Genomic DNA, 16,666 nt, shown 5'->3' with positions numbered 1-16,666 from the left:
TTCACGAGAACCCTGTCGAATGGGGGCATGATCCGGGTGCGCATCCTGGCCATCGGCGCGGTGCTGGGCGTCGTCGCCTTCGGCGTGCGGATGCTGCTGACCGGGCAGGCCGCGATCGCGCGGCGTCGCATAGGCAAGCCGCTGGGCGAGATCTCGCTAAATGCCGACCGGGTGTGGAAGAAGTCGCTCGAGGGCACCCCGATCGACCTCCTGCTGCTCGGCGACTCGCTCGCCGCCGGGCTCGGCGCCGAGCACCGCAAGGAGACGCTCGGCGGTCGCATCGCGAAGGCCGTCGCCAAGCGGATGCTGCGTCCGGTGCGCCTGCGCACGGCAGCCGTCGTCGGGTCGGAGTCCACGGCCCTCGCCGGTCAGCTCGACAGCCTGCCGGACGAGTACCGTGCGGACGTCGCGGTGATCGTGGTCGGCGGCAATGACGTCACGCACATGGTGCCGCCGTGGTCGGCCGCAGCAGACCTCGAGCGGACGATCACCCGCCTGCAGGAGCGCGGGACGCCGGTCGTCGTCGGCACCTGCCCCGACCTGGGAACACTGCAGCCCGTCCCGCAGCCGCTGCGCACGCTGCTGTCGCGGATGTCGCACCGACTCGCACTCGAGCAGACCAAGGTGGCCTGGCGCACCGGCGCGTTGCCGGTCGATCTGCGCCAGGCCGTCGGCCCTACCTTCCGGGAGCAGCCGGACGAGATGTTCAGCCTCGACCGCTTCCACCCGAGTGCCGCCGGCTACCGTCGCACCGCCGAGGCGCTCCTGCCGGCCGTCGAGATGGCGCTCACGCAGTCTGCTCCGGTGTCGGCTCGCTGAACGTCCAATGACTTCCGCGCCGTGCCGGGCATCACGCCGCGGGCGTACCGCTGCGCGCGCGGGTGAGGCGCAGTCGCAGCATCCGGTACATGACGCCGATGATGACCACCGCCGTTCCGATCAGCGACGCGACGACGGGCAGCGTGTTCACGAGCACGAGGCAGCCCAGCACGCCCAGCACCTGCAGCGCGCGCGGATAGCGCCGCGCCGCGCCGGACTGACGGAACGCCGCCGCGTTCGCGATCAGGTAGTACAGCAGCACGCCGAATGACGAGAAGCCGATCGCTCCGCGCAGATCGGCGACGAGGACGACGGTGATCACGATCAGCGCGACGATGATCTCGGCGCGGTACGGCACCTGCCATCGCGGGTGCACGGCGCTCAGGAACCGCGGCAGGTCGGACTCGCGAGCCATCGCGAGAGTCGTGCGTCCGATGCCGGTGAGCAGCGCGAGGAGCGCGCCGAGGGATGCCGTGGCCGCCGCGACTCGCACGATCGGCTCGAGCGCGGGAAGCCCGGCGGCGTCGACGACTGCGGCCAGCGGCGCGGCGCGGGTCGCGGCATCCGCCCCGAGCGTCAGCACGACGACGACCGCGACCAGCGCGTACACGACGAGCGCGCCCGAGAGCGCAAGGACGATCGCGCGCGGGATGCTGCGCGCGGGATCGAGGACCTCCTCGCCCATGGTGGCGATGCGTGCGTAGCCGGCGAACGCGAAGAACAGCAGCCCCGCACCCTGCAGCACGCCGTACGCGGTGAGGTCGGGGAGCGGTGCGGGCTCCGCCGTCGGCGCCGAGGAGAACCCGACGGCGACGACGACGGTCAGGCCCAGCAGCGAGACGACGACGAGGATGCGGGTGAGCAGCGCCGTGCGCGTGACGCCGAAGCAGTTCACCGCCGCGAGTGCGGCGACGGCGACGACCGCGACCATGGTCTCCCACCCCGCGGGGGCGGCGTAGGCGGCGAAGGTCATCGCCATCGCCGCGCAGCTGGCGAGCTTGCCGATCAGGAAGCTCCATCCCGCGACGAAGCCCCACCACGGTCCGATCTCGGCGCGGGCGTACGCATAGGTGCCGCCAGCGACCGGGTGCACGGCCGCAAGCTGCGCAGAGGAGGTGGCGTTGCAGAACGCGACCACCGCGGCGATCCCGAGCGCGATGAACAGTCCGGAGCCCGCGGCGGCGGTCGCCGGTCCCCATACCGAGAAGACGCCGGCACCGATCATCGAGCCCAGGCCGATGGCGACGGCATCCGTCAGGGACAGGCGACGTGCGAGATTCACGCGCCCATCGTTTCACGCAGCGGTGAACGGATGGTGCTCAGCCGCGGCGGGCTGCGGTGACACGCTTCTTCTCGCGGATGTACACCTCGCGGCGCACCTTCGCCACGACGTCGCCGTCGCGATCCGTGATCTCGGTCTCGAACCACTCGAGTACCTTCGCGCCGCCCTTCGCGCGCTCGCGCAGTGCCTCCGCCTGATCCTTGGAGACGTGGAAGTGCGCCGTGAGCACGCCGCGTCCCGGCTTGACGAACTCGATCTCTCCGCGGGTGTCCCACACGACGTAGTCGCGTCCGAGCTGGTGCATCACGAGCATGAAGAAGTACGGGTCGGTCATGGCCGACATCGAGCCGCCGAAGGCGGTCTTGACGTAGTTGCGGGTGAAGACGTTGACGTGCAGTTCGACGGTCGCATGCGTCCAGTCCTCACTGAAGCGCCGGATGCGGATGCCACTGAACAGGTTCGGAATCCACAGGCTCATGCCCACCGCGAGGCGGCGCGGAGTGATCTTCATGTGCTCAGTCTGGCGAGCGGTGACATCGGTCGGAAAGTGATTGAAGGGTTGCCACAGTTGTTCTACTTCCAATCGAATTATTAGAACTTACCGGGAGGCTGAGGATGCTGATCAGGATCGACGCGGACAGCACGCGACCGCTGTACGAGCAGGTCGCCTCCTCCGTGCGCGCCGACATCCTCGCGGGCCGTCTCGTGCCCGGCGATCGGCTGCCCACCGCGCGCGAGGTGGCCGAGGCGCTCGACATCAACCTGCACACGGTGCTGCGTGCGTATCAGCAGCTGCGGGACGAGCGACTGGTCGATCTTCGACGGGGGCGAGGCGCCGCGGTATCGGCTTCCGCCGCGCCCCTCGCCGGTCTCGCCGGAGACGTCACCGACCTCGTGCGCCGTGCCGCCTCGCTCGGCATCTCACCCGTCACACTCGCCGCCATCATCACGGAGACCGAATCATGAACACTCCCGCACCGCGCCACGACGGCATCCGCAGCGCGCGTCGCGCCTTCCTGGTCGTAGGACTCGTCGCACCGCTCGTATTCACAGCCATCGCGACCGTACTGATTCTCATGTGGCTGCCGGATCTGCCTGACCGCGTCGTCACGCATTGGGGGCCGGGCGGACCGGACCGCTACGGAGGCCCTGTCGTCTTCGTCTGGCTGCAGGTGGGGATCGGCGTGCTGCTCCCGCTTCTCATGACGATCCCCGTGCTGGTCGCGGCGAAACAGTCCTGGGGGATCGTCTGTCGATTCCTCGGAGCGGTCTCGCTGGGCACCTCGGCGCTGCTGGCCGTCGCGTCCGTCGCATCGGTGGCGGTTCAGCGCGGCTCTGACGGCGCAACGGCAGAGACGGGCGTGCTCATGGCAGCCGCGTTCGCCGCGCTGGCGCTCTTCGGCGTCATCGGCTGGTTCCTGCAGCCGAATGTGACGATGGCCGCGGGCGCAGGGCAGCGGTCGGCATCGCCGCTCGCGCTGGCGCCGGGCGAGAAAGCTGCATGGTTCGGCACGGCGACGATGGGCCGCACCGGCATCATCATCCTCATGGCGGCGGTGCTGCTGCTGGTCTGCACGACGATCTGGATGGTCGTCCTCGATGAGATCGTCGGCGCGTGGATCGCGACCGTCGTCACTGTGCTGGTGGTCGTGCTGATCGGCGCGACTCTCGTCTTCCGCGTGCGAGTCGGAAGCTCTGGGCTCCTCGTGCGCTCCATCGTGGGCCGGCCGCGCTGGATCATTCCGGCGAACGACATCACGAACGTGCAGGTGATCGATGTGAACCCCATGGCGGAGTTCGGCGGCTGGGGGCTGCGCATCGGCGTCGACGGACGCATGGGGATCGTCCTCCGCACCGGCGAGGGCCTCCAGGTGACCCGCACGAGCGGTCGCCCTTTCGTCGTCACGATCGACGATGCCAGAACCGCCGCCGCAGTGCTCACCGCCGCGGTCAGCGGTGCACGAACCGCATCAGACAGAGGAGGAGACTCATGACTCGCATCCGGCCGGTCGCCACCATCTCGTTCATCGTTCTCGCCATGGGCCTCGCCTGGCTGATCGCGCTGCCGCTCTGGGGGAGCGGCGGCCTGGCGAGCCCGCTGTTCGGCGTCCTCGTTCCGATCATGATGTTCACGCCGGCGATCGCCGTGATCATCGTCATGCTCGTGTTCCGCCCGGTGCCGAAGGGGCAGCGACTGCGGTTCCTGGGCATCTGGCCGCTGCGTCCGGCGAAGCGCATCGTCTGGATGATGGTGCTCGGCCTGCTCGCGCCGTTCATCCTGGTTGCGGCATCCGTTCTCGTGGCGGCGCTGTGCGGTTGGGTGCAGCTCGACCTCGTGCACTTCTCCGGGTTCGCGGACACGCTGGCAGCCTCCGTTCCCGCGGACACTCCACTGCCGCCGGTCGGAGTCGTCATCCTCTCGCAGCTCATCATGATCCCGCTCGCGGGTGCCACCATCAACGCGCTCCTCGCATTCGGCGAGGAGCTGGGCTGGCGTGGGTTCCTTCTGCCGGTACTGCGTCTGCTCGGCACTTGGCCGGCGCTGCTCATCAGCGGTGTGATCTGGGGACTCTGGCACGCACCGGTCATCCTTCTCGGCTACAACTTCGCCCTTTTCGACATCACCGGTGTGCTGCTGATGACCGGCGGATGCATCGCCTGGGGCGTGCTGCTCGGCTGGCTGCGACTGCGCTCCGCGTCACTGTGGCCGGCGGTGTTCGCCCACGGCACGATCAACGCCTCGGGCGCTCTCATCACCCTGCTCTACGCCTCGGGAACCACCTTCGACATGGCGCTCGCGGGTCCGATGGGGGTCTCGGGATGGATCGTCTGCGCGGTCGTCGTGGTCGTGCTCGCGCTGACAGGGCAGTTCCGCCGGCAGCCCGAACTCGACGGCGCGCCGGGGCGGCTGCTGTCCGTGCCGCGCGGCTGACCGGGTGCACATGCAGGGCGCGACGGGGCCGCTCTTGACGCCGCACGGGCGCCGGGGTTGGGTGGAGCCATGGCCCAATCGACGCCCGCGAACTGGCGACGCACAGACGAGTTCCTCTCCGATCTCCTTGTCGGACACGACCCCGGGTTGGAGGCGGCGCTGGCCGCTCAGCGGGGCGCCGGAATGCCGCCCATCGAGGTCGCACCGGTCAGCGGGAAGCTGCTGAACCTGCTCGCCCGGATCAGCGGCGCCCGCCGTGCGCTCGAGATCGGCACGCTCGGCGGATACTCCACCATCTGGCTCGCCAGAGGGGTCGGTGACGGCGGTGAGGTCGTCTCCATCGAGGCGGAGCCCACGAACGCCGCCATCGCGCGCGCCAGCATCGACGCCGCCGGGGTCGGCGATCGGGTCGCGATTCGCATCGGGCGTGCTGCCGATGTGCTGCCGACGCTGGAGGGCTCCGAGCCCTTCGACCTCGTCTTCATCGATGCGGACAAGCAGTCGAACACGATCTACCTGGACTGGGCCGCGCGGCTCGGACGGCCCGGCACGGTCATCATGCTCGACAACATCGGCCGCGAGGGCGAGATCGTGAACGAGGACACCGAGGACCCGATGGTCGCCGGCACCCGCGACGGCCTGCGGATGCTGGCCGAGGACCCGCGCTTCGACGCCACCGCGCTGCAGACCGTGGGCGTCAAGGGCTGGGACGGCATGGCGCTCGCTCTCGTCCTGTGATCGGCGGATGCCGCGCACTAGACTGGCCACGGATCGACGACGCTCCACACCACCCTTTCTCTGAGCAAGGAGCACATACGTGGCACTCATCGAGGCTGTAGGCGCACGCGAGATTCTTGATTCCCGCGGCAATCCGACCGTCGAGGTGGAGGTGCTCCTCGATGACGGAATCGTCCAGCGGGCAGCGGTTCCCTCCGGCGCATCCACCGGCGCGTTCGAGGCGTATGAGCTCCGCGACGGCGACAAGGCCCGCTACGGCGGCAAGGGCGTCCTGAAGGCCGTCGAGGCGGTCATCGACGAGCTCGGTCCCGCCATCGAGGGCGTCGAGGCCAGCGAGCAGCGCATCGTCGACGAGATCCTCAACGAGACCGACGGCACCGAGAACAAGAAGCGCACCGGCGCGAACGCCATCCTCGGCGTCAGCCTCGCGGTCGCCAAGGCTGCCGCAGACAGCGCCGACCTCCCGCTGTACCGCTACCTGGGCGGCCCCAACGCGCACGTCCTGCCCGTGCCGCTGTTCAACGTCATCAACGGCGGCGAGCACGCCGACAACGGCATCGACATGCAGGAGTTCTTCCTCGCACCGATCGGCGCCGACACCTACTCTGAGTCGCTGCGCTGGGGCGTGGAGACCTATCACGTGCTGCGCGCCGAGCTGAAGGCCGCCGGCTACGCCACCGGCCTCGGTGACGAGGGCGGCTTCGCCCCCGACCTGCCCAGCAACCGCGAGGGCCTTGAGTTCCTGATCAAGGCGATCGAGAAGGCCGGCTTCACCCCGGGCAAGGACATCGCCCTCGGCCTCGACGTCGCCGCCACCGAGTTCTACAGCGACGGCGTCTACCGCCTCGACGACAAGGACTGGAGCGGACCCGAGCTGATCGAGTACTACCAGGGCCTGGTCAACGACTTCCCGATCGTCACGATCGAGGACGCGCTCGCCGAGGACGACTGGGACAACTGGAAGCTCCTCACCGAGGCACTCGGCTCGAAGGTGCAGCTCGTCGGAGACGACCTGTTCGTCACGAACCCGGCCCGCCTGGCTGACGGCATCAAGCGCGGCGTCGCCAACTCGCTGCTGGTGAAGGTGAACCAGATCGGAACGCTCACCGAGACGTTCGACGCGGTCAGCCTCGCCCAGCGCTCCGGCTACACGGCGATGCTGTCGCACCGCTCCGGCGAGACCGAGGACACCACCATCGCCGACCTCGCCGTCGCCACGAACGCGGGACAGATCAAGACCGGTGCGCCGGCTCGCAGCGAGCGCGTCGCGAAGTACAATCAGCTTCTGCGCATCGAAGAGGACCTCGCGGACGCGGCCGTGTTCGCCGGTCGCTCGGCGTTCCCCCGCTTCCAGGGCTGAACGCTGAACGGAGCCCGCTGAGACACGCGCGCAGCTGAGACCACGACAGAAGGGGGAACCATGACCAGGCGTCCGGTTCCCCCTTCTCGTGCACGAGTCGAACCGCGCGCACAGCCGAAGCGGCGTCCGCAGGTGGATGTCCGCGAATGGGCCTCGGGCATCCGCCTCTCGGGGTTCATGGCCATCATGCTCTCGCTGGTCGTCCTCGGCGCGTGGGTGCTCGTTCCCACGCTCGGCACGTACATCGACCAGCGTCAGAAGATCGCTGCGCTCGAGGCGTCCGTGCTGGTGAGCGCCGAGGAGATCGAGGCGCTCGAACAGGAGCGCGATCGCTGGGAGGACCCGGCGTACATCACCACGCAGGCGCGCGAGCGCCTCTACTACGTCAAGCCCGGCGAGGTCGTCTACCTCGTCGACAACGACCTCGATCCCGCCTCGTTGCCGCAGGAGCAGACGCCGGTGAGCGACGAACTGGAGAAGACGCCCTCCGACTGGATGCCGCAGCTGCTGCGCACGGTCGCAGGAGCGGGTCTCTCGCAGAACGCGAGCCAGGCGGAGTAGGCGTCCGGAGGGTTTCTCCAGGTGCTCCTCCCGTAGGCTGAGACGGTGACGACTCCGCCCTTCGACCCGCCCACGTCCGCCGAGATCGACGTGGTGTCGGCGCAGCTCGGCCGCCCGGCCCGCGGCGTCGTCGGCATCGCCGCGCGCTGCGTCTGCGGCAACCCCACGGTGGTCGCCACGAGCCCTCGCCTGGATGACGGTTCGCCGTTCCCCACGTTCTACTACCTGACGCATCCCGCAGCCACCGCGGCCATGTCGACCCTCGAGGCGACGCAGGTCATGCCGGAGCTCGCCGCGCAACTCGATGAGGACGACGTCACCGCGACGTACCGCGCCGCGCACGAGGCCTACCTCGCCGACCGCGCACAGTTCGGCGAGGTCCCAGAGATCGCCGGGATCTCCGCGGGCGGCATGCCCACCAGGGTCAAGTGCCTGCACGCTCTCGCCGGCCATGCGCTCGCGGCGGGGCACGGCGTGAACCCGATCGGCGACGCCGCACTCGAGCGCGCCGCGTGGTCACCGGCCCGTTGCGAGTGCGAAGATCCTGGAGCCGCGACGCGATGACGCTGAAGGCGATGCTGCGAAGCACCGTCGCAGCGGCGACGATCGCGGCATCCGTCCTGCTCACCGGCGCCGCGGCGACGCCGAGCCCGACGCCGACACCGCCGATCCCGGACGACCCGGCCGACCCGGTGCGCGCGCTGGAGTACTGGCTCGACGGCGCCGGCATCCGGGAGGCGTGGCAGACGACGCGTGGAGAAGGCGTCACCATCGCCGTCATCGACACCGGCATAGGCAAGGTGCCCGCGACCTTCGGCGAGGCCGTCGTCGGCGGCATCGACGTTTCGGGCAGCGGTTCTCCGGACGGCCGCTCACCGGTCGGCACGATCGACCCGGACCACGGTTCTCTGGTCGCTTCGGTCGCGGCAGGGCGGGGGAAGGCCGATGGCACCGGAATGATCGGTGTCGCGCCGGAGGCGAAGCTGTTGTCCGTATCGATCGGTTTCGGCGCCGCGGCGGTCGTGCCGTTCGCGGATCAGATCGCGGAGGGCATCCGCTGGGCGGTCGACAACGGCGCGGACATCATCAACATGTCGCTCACGACCAACACCCTCGACTGGGATGAGAGCTGGGACGATGCGTTCCTGTACGCCTATGAGCACGATGTCGTGGTCGTGGTCGCCGCCGGAAACCGCGGCAGCGGCACCTCGATGGTCGGCGCACCGGCGACGATCCCTGGCGTGCTCACGGTAGGCGGCGTCGACCAGACCGGGACGGCGAGCTTCGACGCGTCGACGCAGGGCATCACGATCGGCATCTCCGCGCCCAGCGAGGGGCTGATCGGGGTGTCGGCAGACGGAGAGCTGACTCCGTGGCGCGGCACGAGCGGCGCAGCCCCCATCGTCGCGGGTGCGGCGGCCCTGGTGCGCGCAGCGCACCCCGAGCTGGATGCCGCGAACGTCATCAACCGCATCATCAAGACCGCCATCCCGGTTCCCGGTGTCACGGAGGTGCCGGATCCGCTGTACGGCTATGGGCTCCTGGATGCTTCCGCGGCGGTGTCGGCATCCGTCCCTCTGGTGGACGCCAACCCGATGGGCGATCTCGCGGAGTGGATCCGCCTCTACCGTCGTGCCGATTCGGCACCGGCGCCGGCTCCCGAGGTGACGCCGGTCGAGGTTGATCCGCTGCCGGCACCGGAAGCGCCGACCGAGGCGGGTTCTCCGCTGCTTCCGAGCGTGGAATCGCTGCGCTACGGTACCCTGCCGCTCATCGTGCTCACAGTCCCTGGTATTCTTATCGGGCTAGGCGTCACCGCAGCTGCCCGGCGTATCCGATCGGCGCGCAACGCACGCCAGCAGCCTGACTAGGAGTTGTCCCTCTGTGCCTGAGAACAGCACTGTGCCCAAGATTCTGATCGTCGGCGGCGGCTACGCGGGTTTCTACACAGCGTGGAAGCTCGAGAAGCACCTCCGCAAGCGCGAGGCCGAGGTCACGATGGTCGACCCGCTTCCGTATATGACCTACCAGCCGTTCCTGCCTGAGGTCGCAGCCGGATCGATCGAGGCACGCCACGCCGTCGTCGCACACCGTCGTCACCTGAAGCGCACCCACGTGGTCACCGCCAAGGTCACCGGCATCGACCACGCGCAGAAGGTCGCCACGATCACTCCTCCGGTCGGAGACCCGTACGAATTCGCGTACGACCAGATCGTCGTGACGGCCGGAGCCGTCTCGCGCACCTTCCCGATTCCGGGCATCGCCGACAACGCCATCGGCCTGAAGACGATCGAAGAGGCTGTCGCGGTCCGCGACAAGCTGATGTCGAACTTCGACAAGGCGGCCTCGCTGCCCGCCGGGCCCGAGCGCGACCGTCTGCTCACCGTCGTCGTCGTCGGCGGCGGATTCGCCGGCATCGAGGCGTTCGCCGAGCTCCGCTCGCTGTCCTCTTCCCTGGTCTCCAAGTACCCGCAGCTCCGGTTCGAGGACACGCACTTCCACCTCATCGAGGCCATGGGCCGCATCATGCCCGAGGTCTCGCTCAAGACCAGCGAGTGGGTCCTCAAAGACCTCGCGAAGCGCGGCGCCAACGTGCATCTCGACACGCAGGTGCAGGGCGCCGAGGGCGGCAATGTCGCACTGTCCACCGGCGAGGTCATCCCGACCGACCTCATCATCTGGACCGCCGGTGTCATGGCCAACCCGACCGTCGTTCGCGGCGGCGACCTTCCCGCTGAGGAGCGCGGCCGCATCCAGACCCGCGCCGACCTGCGCGTCGGCACCGCCGATGAGATCGTCGAGGGCGCCTGGGCCGCCGGTGACGTATCGGCCGTGCCCGACTTGTCCGGCGGTGGCGTCGGCGGCTACTGCGTACCGAACGCTCAGCACGCCGTCCGGCAGGCAAAGCGGCTCGCCAAGAACCTCACCGCCGTCCTCCGCGGCGAGGAGACCAAGGACTACTTCCACAAGAACCTCGGTGCCGTGGCCGGTCTGGGCCTCTACAACGGCGTCTTCCAGTCCGGCAACCTCGCGCTGAAGGGCTTCGTCGCCTGGGTCGCTCACCGCGGCTACCACGGCCTTGCGATGCCGACGTGGGAGCGCAAGTGGCGCGTCCTGTGGGGCTGGTGGAACAACCTGTGGCTCGGTCGCGACCTCGTCAACCTCGAGACCGTGCAGAACCCGCGTTACATCTTCGAGGAGTTCGCCGCACGTCCGCGTCCGGCAGCGGATGCCGCACCCGCCGCCGCTCCGGCAGCCAAGCCCGCCGCCGAGAAGCCTCCGGTGAAGAAGGCTCCTGCGAAGCCGGCCGTTGAGAAGACGGCTGCGTCGAAGTAGTCAGTTCGAGAACGCAGAAGCCGCCCTTCCCCGATGTGGGGAGGGCGGCTTCTGCGTTCTCGACGCGAGGGGCGATTCAGTCGTCCGCAGACGGTGCTGGCAGACGCCGACTCATCGCCGGGTGGGCGAGGAACGCCTCGAGGTGACGCCGCGCCTGATCGAAGGTGTCGAACTCTCCACGCTCGCGTCCGAATGGATCCCTGGCGAGGTGGCGGCCGTCGGCCGAGTCGATCGATCCTCCGAATGCACCGCCGATATCGGCGACCCAGAGGTCGTCGTCGACCTCTGCCCAGCGGACTCGTGCGGGGGCGGTACTGACTGGAGCCGTCGTGATGATGGTCATCGCTTCGTTTGTCCTTCCCTGCGAGCTGGTCTTGAACGCTCGCTCTGCAATCAGACTCGCAGGGCACGATGGAACTGAACAAAATGAGGCCTAACCCTTGCTCCGCGGCGAGCACTTCTGGTAAGCCCGTGCCCCCACTGGGACTCGAACCCAGACTGAAGCGATTTTAAGTCGCCTGCCTCTGCCATTGGGCTATGGGGGCGTGACACCCCTCAGCCTAGCCGCGCGTCATGGGGCCACGAGGTCATAGGGTGGGGGAGTGCTCGACCTCACAGCGCCGCCGACGTCGCCAGCAGATCACGCCTGGGAAGACCCCGCGAGGTGGTGGTCGCGGCTGACGGCGGCGACCTCCCACCTCGCCGCGCCAGTGGCAGTGATCGACCTCGACGCTCTGCGGCACAACGCCATGGACCTGCTCGTGCGCGCCGGGGGCATCCCGATCCGAGTCGCCTCGAAGTCGGTGCGCGTGCGCGCCGTGCTCGACGCCGTGCTGCGGATTCCCGGCTACCGCGGCATCCTGTCGTACTCGCTCGCCGAGGCTCTCTGGCTCGCCGAGACCCATGACGACATCGTGCTCGGTTACCCGACCGTCGACCGGGCGAGCCTCGAGCGTCTCGTGCACGATGAGGATGCCGCGTCCCGCATCACCCTCATGGTGGACGACGTCGCCCACCTCGACTTCATCGACAGCATCGCAGCACCGGAGAAGCGCGCCGTTATCCGCGTCGCCATCGACGCCGACGCCTCGTGGCGCTCCGCGACGCTCGGGCACATCGGCGTGCGACGGTCGCCGCTGTTCACGGCATCCGACGTCGCACGGTTCGCTCGCACGATCGTTGAACGGCGGGGATTCCGGCTGGTGGGACTGCAGATGTACGAGGCGCAGATCGCGGGGCAGGGCGACAACGGGCCCGACGCCCCGGTGATCCGCGCCGTGCAGACTCGTTCGCGCGCGGAGTTGCGCCGGCGACGCGCAGAGATCGCGGACGTGCTCACCGACATCGCACCGCTGGAGTTCCTCAACGGCGGCGGCACGGGCTCGCTGGAGTTCACCGGCAGCGACGAGTCCGTCACCGAGGCCTCGGCCGGCAGCGGACTGCTCGCGGGACACCTCTTCGACGGCTATCGCTCGTTCCGCCTCGCGCCCGCCAGCGCCTTCGCGTTCGACGTGGTGCGACGCCCGGCCGCCGACATCGCCACGGTGCTCGGCGGCGGCTGGATCGCCTCCGGCCCCGCCGTCGCCTCGCGCCAGCCCCGAGCAGTGTGGCCCGAAGGGCTGCAGACCATGCCGCGCGAGGCCGCAGGAGAGGTGCAGACGCCGCTGCGCGGTCGCGCCGCCGCCGAGCTGAGAATCGGCGACCGCGTCTGGTTCCGGCACGCGAAGAGCGGCGAACCCGCGGAGCGCATCGATGCCTACCGGCTCATCTCCGGCACCGAGGTGATCGATGAGCTGCCGACGTATCGCGGTGAAGGAAAGGCGTTCCTGTGACTCGACCAGGCGGCACCTGGCAGAACTGGGCGCGATCGACGCGAGTGAGGCCGGTGCGGGTGGAGCGCCCGCGGAGCCCCGAGGGCGTGCAGCGCGCCGTGCAGGCGGCGGTCGCCCTCAACCTCTCCATCAAGGCCGTCGGAGCGGGACACAGCTTCACCGGCATCGCGGTCGCCCCGGGGGTACTGCTCGAACTCGACGATCTGCAGGGGATCGTGTCGATCGACACGGACAGTTCCAGGGTGACGTTGCTCGCAGGCACCCGGCTGCACCGGATCCCCCGGTTACTGGCACCGTACGGCCTCGCAATGGAGAACCTCGGCGACATCGACCGGCAGTCCATCGCCGGCGCGATCTCGACTGGGACACATGGCACCGGCGCCCGATTCGGAGGCATCTCCACGCAGGTCGTCGGCGCGACCCTCGTCACCGCCGACGGCGAGCTCCTGCGGGTCAGTGACACCGAGAACTCCGATCTGCTGCCGGCGGTCGCGCTGGGGCTGGGGGCTCTCGGCATCATCGTCGAGGTGACGCTGCAGTGCGTTCCCGCGTTCGTGATGCATGCGATCGATGAGCCCGTGCCGCTTGAAGAGGCGCTGACGACGCTGGACGACCGGGTCGCGGCATCGGATCATTTCGAGTTCTACTGGTTCCCGCACACCGACGTCGCGCTCACGAAGCGTCAGACGCGACTTCCCGAGTCGGCGCCGCGCAAGCCGCTCCCGACCGTGGGCAGGTGGATCGATGAGACGCTCCTGTCCAACGGGGTCTACCGCATCGTGTGCGCGGCCGGCCAGGTCATCCCCGCAGTCACACCGCCGTTCAGCAGGCTCGCGGTGAAGCTCACCGGCGACCGCGAGTACACCGATCGCTCGCATTCGGTACTCACGCAGAGCCGCAACGTGCGATTCCGCGAGATGGAGTACGCCCTCCCCGCCGAGAACGTCGTCCCGGCGTTCCGCGAGATCCAAGCGCTCATCGCGCAGCGGGGCTGGAGGATCGAATTCCCGATCGAGGTGCGTTTCGCGGCGGCCGACGACCTCTGGCTTTCCACCGCGCACGGTCGCGCCAGCGGCTACATCGCCGTGCACCGGTACTGGCGCGCCGACCCGACGGCGTACTTCGAGGCCGTCGAGAAGATCTGCCTCGAGCACGGCGGCCGCCCCCACTGGGGAAAGCTGCATACCCTGGACGCCGAGCAGCTGCGCGAGCGCTACCCGCGGTTCGGCGACTTCGTCGCGTTGCGGGACAGGCTCGACCCCGCCCGTCGTTTCGCCAACAGGCACCTCGAGCGCGTGCTCGGAGAGTGAGCCCGTGCCCAGTGCACATGCAGGGTGCGCAGATAGGATGAAGGAAATTCGGTCCAAGGGGGTTGCCTGACATGGAATGGCTCATTCCGGTACTGATCGTCGTCGCGGTGCTGGTGCTCATCGGCATCTACTTCTGGGCGACGTACAACTCCCTGGTGCAGCTGAACGTCCGCGTCGACGAGGCGTGGAGCGGCATCACAGTGCAGCTGAAGCGACGAGCCGACCTCATCCCGAACCTCATCGAGACGGTCAAGGGGTACGCGTCGCACGAGAAGGCCGTGTTCGAGAACGTCACGCGTGCTCGCGCCGAGACACTGGCCGCGACCAGCCCGGGCGAAGCGGGCATCGCGGAGGGGCACCTGCAGCAGGCGCTCAAGAGCCTGTTCGCCGTCGCCGAGGCCTACCCGCAGCTGCAGGCCAGCCAGAACTTCCTCCAGGTGCAGCATGCGCTCGTCGACACCGAGGACAAGATCCAGGCCGCCCGCCGCTTCTACAACGGCGGCGTGCGCGAGCTGAACACGAAGATCAAGGTCTTCCCGAACAACCTGTTCGCCCGCGGACTCGGATTCACCGAGCGGGAGTTCTTCGAGGTCGCCGACGGCGCCGCGATCTCCGAGCCCCCGCGCGTGCAGTTTTGATACGAAACGGCTCAATGCGCCGCAGGCGCGTTGAGCCGTTTGCGTATCAAGGTTGAGCGAGCACGCGCGTAGCGCGAGCGAGTCGAAACCCTACGCCTACCAGGGCTCCAGTAGGATCCCGGCGCGCTTGGCGCGCACGTCGCCGCGCAGCATCCAGTTCTCGGTGCGATAGGTCAGCGTCTTCGCCGTGCCGTTGAGACCGGTGCCGGTGACGGTCGCGACGAGGATGCCGTCATCCGCGCGGAATGTCGGCGGCGTGAGCGTCAGCTCCGGCGTCTTCTCGATGCGGTAGTGGATGACCTCGACGGCGGCGAAGTCCGCCGCCCACGGGATCGCGATGCCGCAGGACTCCGGTGCCTCGGCTGCGGGTTCAGTGCAAGTCGCCAGCCGCGCGTCGAGTTGCCGCTGTGCGAGCGCCGTCGCCTCGGGACCGGCCTTCGGCTCATCGGCGGTTGCGCCGCCGAGCGCCCGCGGTGGGTTGCTCTGACCGGACGACAGCGTCAGCCACACGAGACCGGCGACGATCACGGCGGCGGCCGCCGCGAGCACGATCCACGTCGTCCGTCGTCTCACGCCGACAGTTCCCGCTCGTGCACGTGACGCCGCACGCCACTGCGCCCGACGTGCAGGGCACCGGCCACCGCATCCGCTGCGTCGCCCCAACCGGACACCGAGATGTTCTCCAGCCCCTGCCAGGACGCCGCCGACGTGAGCTCCGTCGCGATCGCATCGGCATCCTCAGTCCGCGCCTGCGGCTCCCACCACGCCGACTGCACCTGCAGCGTCGACGAGGCACGATCGGCCTTGAGGTCGACGCGTGCGACGATCCGGTCGCCCACGAGCACGGGCAGCGAGTAGTACCCGAAGCGACGCTTGGCGGCGGGGACGTATATCTCGATGCGGTAGTCGAGTTCGAAGACCCTCAACGCGCGCTCGCGGAACCAGACGACCGGGTCGAAGGGGGTGAGGAGGGCCGCCGCTTCCACGCGGCGGGGCAGTACGGCATCCCGGTGCATCCAGGCGGGCAGCTGACGACCCGACTTCTCCCAGCCGCGGACCTGGACCGGACGCAGCTCATCGGCGTCGACGAGGTCGTCGATCGCGCGGCGGACGGCCACGCGATCGCGGATGCGGTAGTAGTCGGCGAGGTCCGCGTCCGTGGAGACGCCGTACGAGCGTGCGGCGCGGCGGACGAGCTCGCGGATCGCGTCTTCGCGCGAGATCTCCACCCGGCGCACCTCGTCGGGGATCACCTGCTCCTCGAGCGCGTACACACGCTCGAATCCCCGGCGGCCGCTGACGGCGACCTCGCCGATGCGCCAGAGGTGCTCGAGGGCGAGCTTCACCTCGTCCCAGTCCCACCAGGTGCCGCGCTCGCGGGGCGCGTCGGCGCGCAGCTGGGCGGGTCGCAACGGCCCGCGAGCGCGCAACTCGTCCTTGACCCAGGCGATCGTGCGGGCGTTCTGGTTCATCCAGGAACCGGGATCGTCCGCCCACCGTCGCCGGAAATCGTCCATGCGGAAGCGCCACAGCGACCAGTCCAGGGCCGGTACGAACGTCGCCTCGTGCGCGAGATACTCGACGTAGTGCGTGGTGCGCGACATGAAGATGCGGTCGAGCAGGGCGGGATCGTAGGCGCCGAGCCGCGAGAACAGCGGGAGATAGTGGCTGCGGGCGAAGACGTTCACCGAGTCGATCTGCAGCACCCCGAGGCGCTCCATGGCGTTGTGCACATGCCGAGACGCGACCTTCGCGGAGGGCCGGCGTCTGGTGAAGCCCTGGGCGGCCAGGGCGACACGTCGGGCCTGAGCGGCACTGAGAGTCTCGGACACCCGGTCAGCGTATCGCCCGGCTCCGA

18 protein-coding genes and 1 tRNA gene are annotated in these 16,666 nt (G+C 69.1%); 13 read left to right on the top strand and 6 right to left on the bottom strand.

Annotation, left to right across the window (positions count from 1 at the left end; translation table 11 throughout):
• Nucleotides 1-27 precede the first annotated feature (27 nt).
• Nucleotides 28-819 (top strand): SGNH/GDSL hydrolase family protein, encoded by a 792-nt coding sequence (locus IM776_RS11125; RefSeq protein ID WP_194420101.1) that lies wholly within the window; start codon nucleotides 28-30, stop codon nucleotides 817-819.
• Between the two features lie 31 nt (nucleotides 820-850).
• On the opposite strand, the gene IM776_RS11120 is transcribed toward IM776_RS11125, so the two are convergent.
• Together IM776_RS11120 and IM776_RS11115 are read right to left on the bottom strand one after the other, a co-directional pair.
• The gene (locus tag IM776_RS11120) at nucleotides 851-2,044 is read right to left on the bottom strand and encodes an APC family permease (RefSeq protein WP_422730949.1); all 1,194 of its coding nucleotides are present in this window, start codon (nucleotides 2,042-2,044) and stop codon (nucleotides 851-853) included.
• A 94-nt stretch (nucleotides 2,045-2,138) separates the two neighbouring features.
• Nucleotides 2,139-2,612 (bottom strand): PaaI family thioesterase, encoded by a 474-nt coding sequence (locus tag IM776_RS11115; protein ID WP_194420099.1) that lies wholly within the window; start codon nucleotides 2,610-2,612, stop codon nucleotides 2,139-2,141.
• A gap of 104 nt (nucleotides 2,613-2,716) precedes the next feature.
• Between IM776_RS11115 and IM776_RS11110 the strand changes: the two genes are divergently transcribed.
• From IM776_RS11110 to IM776_RS11070, 9 genes are all read left to right on the top strand, one after another.
• Nucleotides 2,717-3,067, top strand: a complete 351-nt coding sequence (locus IM776_RS11110; RefSeq protein ID WP_194420098.1) for a GntR family transcriptional regulator — start codon at nucleotides 2,717-2,719, stop codon at nucleotides 3,065-3,067.
• Nucleotides 3,064-4,095 (top strand): DUF1648 domain-containing protein, encoded by a 1,032-nt coding sequence (locus IM776_RS11105; RefSeq protein WP_194420097.1) that lies wholly within the window; start codon nucleotides 3,064-3,066, stop codon nucleotides 4,093-4,095. The genes IM776_RS11110 and IM776_RS11105 overlap by 4 nt, the downstream gene beginning before the upstream one ends.
• Nucleotides 4,092-5,033 (top strand): CPBP family intramembrane glutamic endopeptidase, encoded by a 942-nt coding sequence (locus tag IM776_RS11100; protein WP_194420096.1) that lies wholly within the window; start codon nucleotides 4,092-4,094, stop codon nucleotides 5,031-5,033. The genes IM776_RS11105 and IM776_RS11100 overlap by 4 nt, the downstream gene beginning before the upstream one ends.
• A 69-nt stretch (nucleotides 5,034-5,102) precedes the next feature.
• Nucleotides 5,103-5,771 carry an O-methyltransferase gene (locus IM776_RS11095; RefSeq protein ID WP_194420095.1) on the top strand — a complete coding sequence of 223 codons (669 nt, stop codon included), beginning with the start codon at nucleotides 5,103-5,105 and terminating at the stop codon, nucleotides 5,769-5,771.
• A gap of 79 nt (nucleotides 5,772-5,850) precedes the next feature.
• A complete protein-coding gene (eno, locus tag IM776_RS11090; protein WP_194420094.1) occupies nucleotides 5,851-7,131 on the top strand; it encodes a phosphopyruvate hydratase in 1,281 nt (426 codons plus the stop codon).
• A gap of 60 nt (nucleotides 7,132-7,191) precedes the next feature.
• Nucleotides 7,192-7,692, top strand: coding sequence for an FtsB family cell division protein (locus tag IM776_RS11085; RefSeq protein ID WP_194420093.1), 501 nt, complete (start codon nucleotides 7,192-7,194; stop codon nucleotides 7,690-7,692).
• Between the two features lie 45 nt (nucleotides 7,693-7,737).
• Entirely contained in the window at nucleotides 7,738-8,256 is a 519-nt protein-coding gene (locus tag IM776_RS11080; RefSeq protein ID WP_194420092.1) for a DUF501 domain-containing protein, read from the top strand.
• A gap of 11 nt (nucleotides 8,257-8,267) precedes the next feature.
• Nucleotides 8,268-9,563 (top strand): S8 family serine peptidase, encoded by a 1,296-nt coding sequence (locus IM776_RS11075; protein WP_228479731.1) that lies wholly within the window; start codon nucleotides 8,268-8,270, stop codon nucleotides 9,561-9,563.
• A 31-nt stretch (nucleotides 9,564-9,594) separates the two neighbouring features.
• Nucleotides 9,595-11,028 (top strand): NAD(P)/FAD-dependent oxidoreductase, encoded by a 1,434-nt coding sequence (locus tag IM776_RS11070; protein ID WP_194420090.1) that lies wholly within the window; start codon nucleotides 9,595-9,597, stop codon nucleotides 11,026-11,028.
• A 76-nt stretch (nucleotides 11,029-11,104) separates the two neighbouring features.
• Here IM776_RS11070 and IM776_RS11065 read toward each other — a convergent pair whose 3' ends face one another.
• Nucleotides 11,105-11,371, bottom strand: coding sequence for a hypothetical protein (locus IM776_RS11065; RefSeq protein WP_194420089.1), 267 nt, complete (start codon nucleotides 11,369-11,371; stop codon nucleotides 11,105-11,107).
• Nucleotides 11,372-11,500: 129 nt separating this feature from the next.
• Nucleotides 11,501-11,573 (bottom strand) — tRNA-Leu (locus IM776_RS11060).
• Nucleotides 11,574-11,630: 57 nt separating this feature from the next.
• Between IM776_RS11060 and IM776_RS11055 the strand changes: the two genes are divergently transcribed.
• The 3 genes from IM776_RS11055 (at nucleotide 11,631) to IM776_RS11045 (ending at nucleotide 14,808) form a co-directional block, all read left to right on the top strand.
• On the top strand, nucleotides 11,631-12,860 hold the full coding sequence (locus IM776_RS11055; protein ID WP_194420088.1) for a type III PLP-dependent enzyme domain-containing protein: 1,230 nt from the start codon (nucleotides 11,631-11,633) through the stop codon (nucleotides 12,858-12,860).
• Nucleotides 12,857-14,170 (top strand): D-arabinono-1,4-lactone oxidase, encoded by a 1,314-nt coding sequence (locus IM776_RS11050; RefSeq protein WP_194420087.1) that lies wholly within the window; start codon nucleotides 12,857-12,859, stop codon nucleotides 14,168-14,170. The genes IM776_RS11055 and IM776_RS11050 overlap by 4 nt, the downstream gene beginning before the upstream one ends.
• Before the next feature lie 71 nt (nucleotides 14,171-14,241).
• Nucleotides 14,242-14,808, top strand: coding sequence for a LemA family protein (locus IM776_RS11045; protein ID WP_194420086.1), 567 nt, complete (start codon nucleotides 14,242-14,244; stop codon nucleotides 14,806-14,808).
• Between the two features lie 96 nt (nucleotides 14,809-14,904).
• Here IM776_RS11045 and IM776_RS11040 read toward each other — a convergent pair whose 3' ends face one another.
• Complete coding sequence (locus IM776_RS11040; protein ID WP_194420085.1) at nucleotides 14,905-15,381, bottom strand: hypothetical protein; 477 nt, start codon at nucleotides 15,379-15,381, stop codon at nucleotides 14,905-14,907.
• Nucleotides 15,378-16,640, bottom strand: a complete 1,263-nt coding sequence (locus tag IM776_RS11035) for a winged helix-turn-helix domain-containing protein (RefSeq protein WP_194420084.1) — start codon at nucleotides 16,638-16,640, stop codon at nucleotides 15,378-15,380. The genes IM776_RS11040 and IM776_RS11035 overlap by 4 nt, the downstream gene beginning before the upstream one ends.
• Between the last annotated feature and the right edge of the window lie 26 nt (nucleotides 16,641-16,666).

Origin of the sequence: Microbacterium abyssi, assembly GCF_015277895.1 — a bacterium.
Lineage (GTDB): Bacteria > Actinomycetota > Actinomycetes > Actinomycetales > Microbacteriaceae > Microbacterium > Microbacterium abyssi.
The sequence above is the reverse complement of the archived record's forward strand: the minus strand, read 5'-3'. Positions and strand labels throughout refer to the sequence as shown.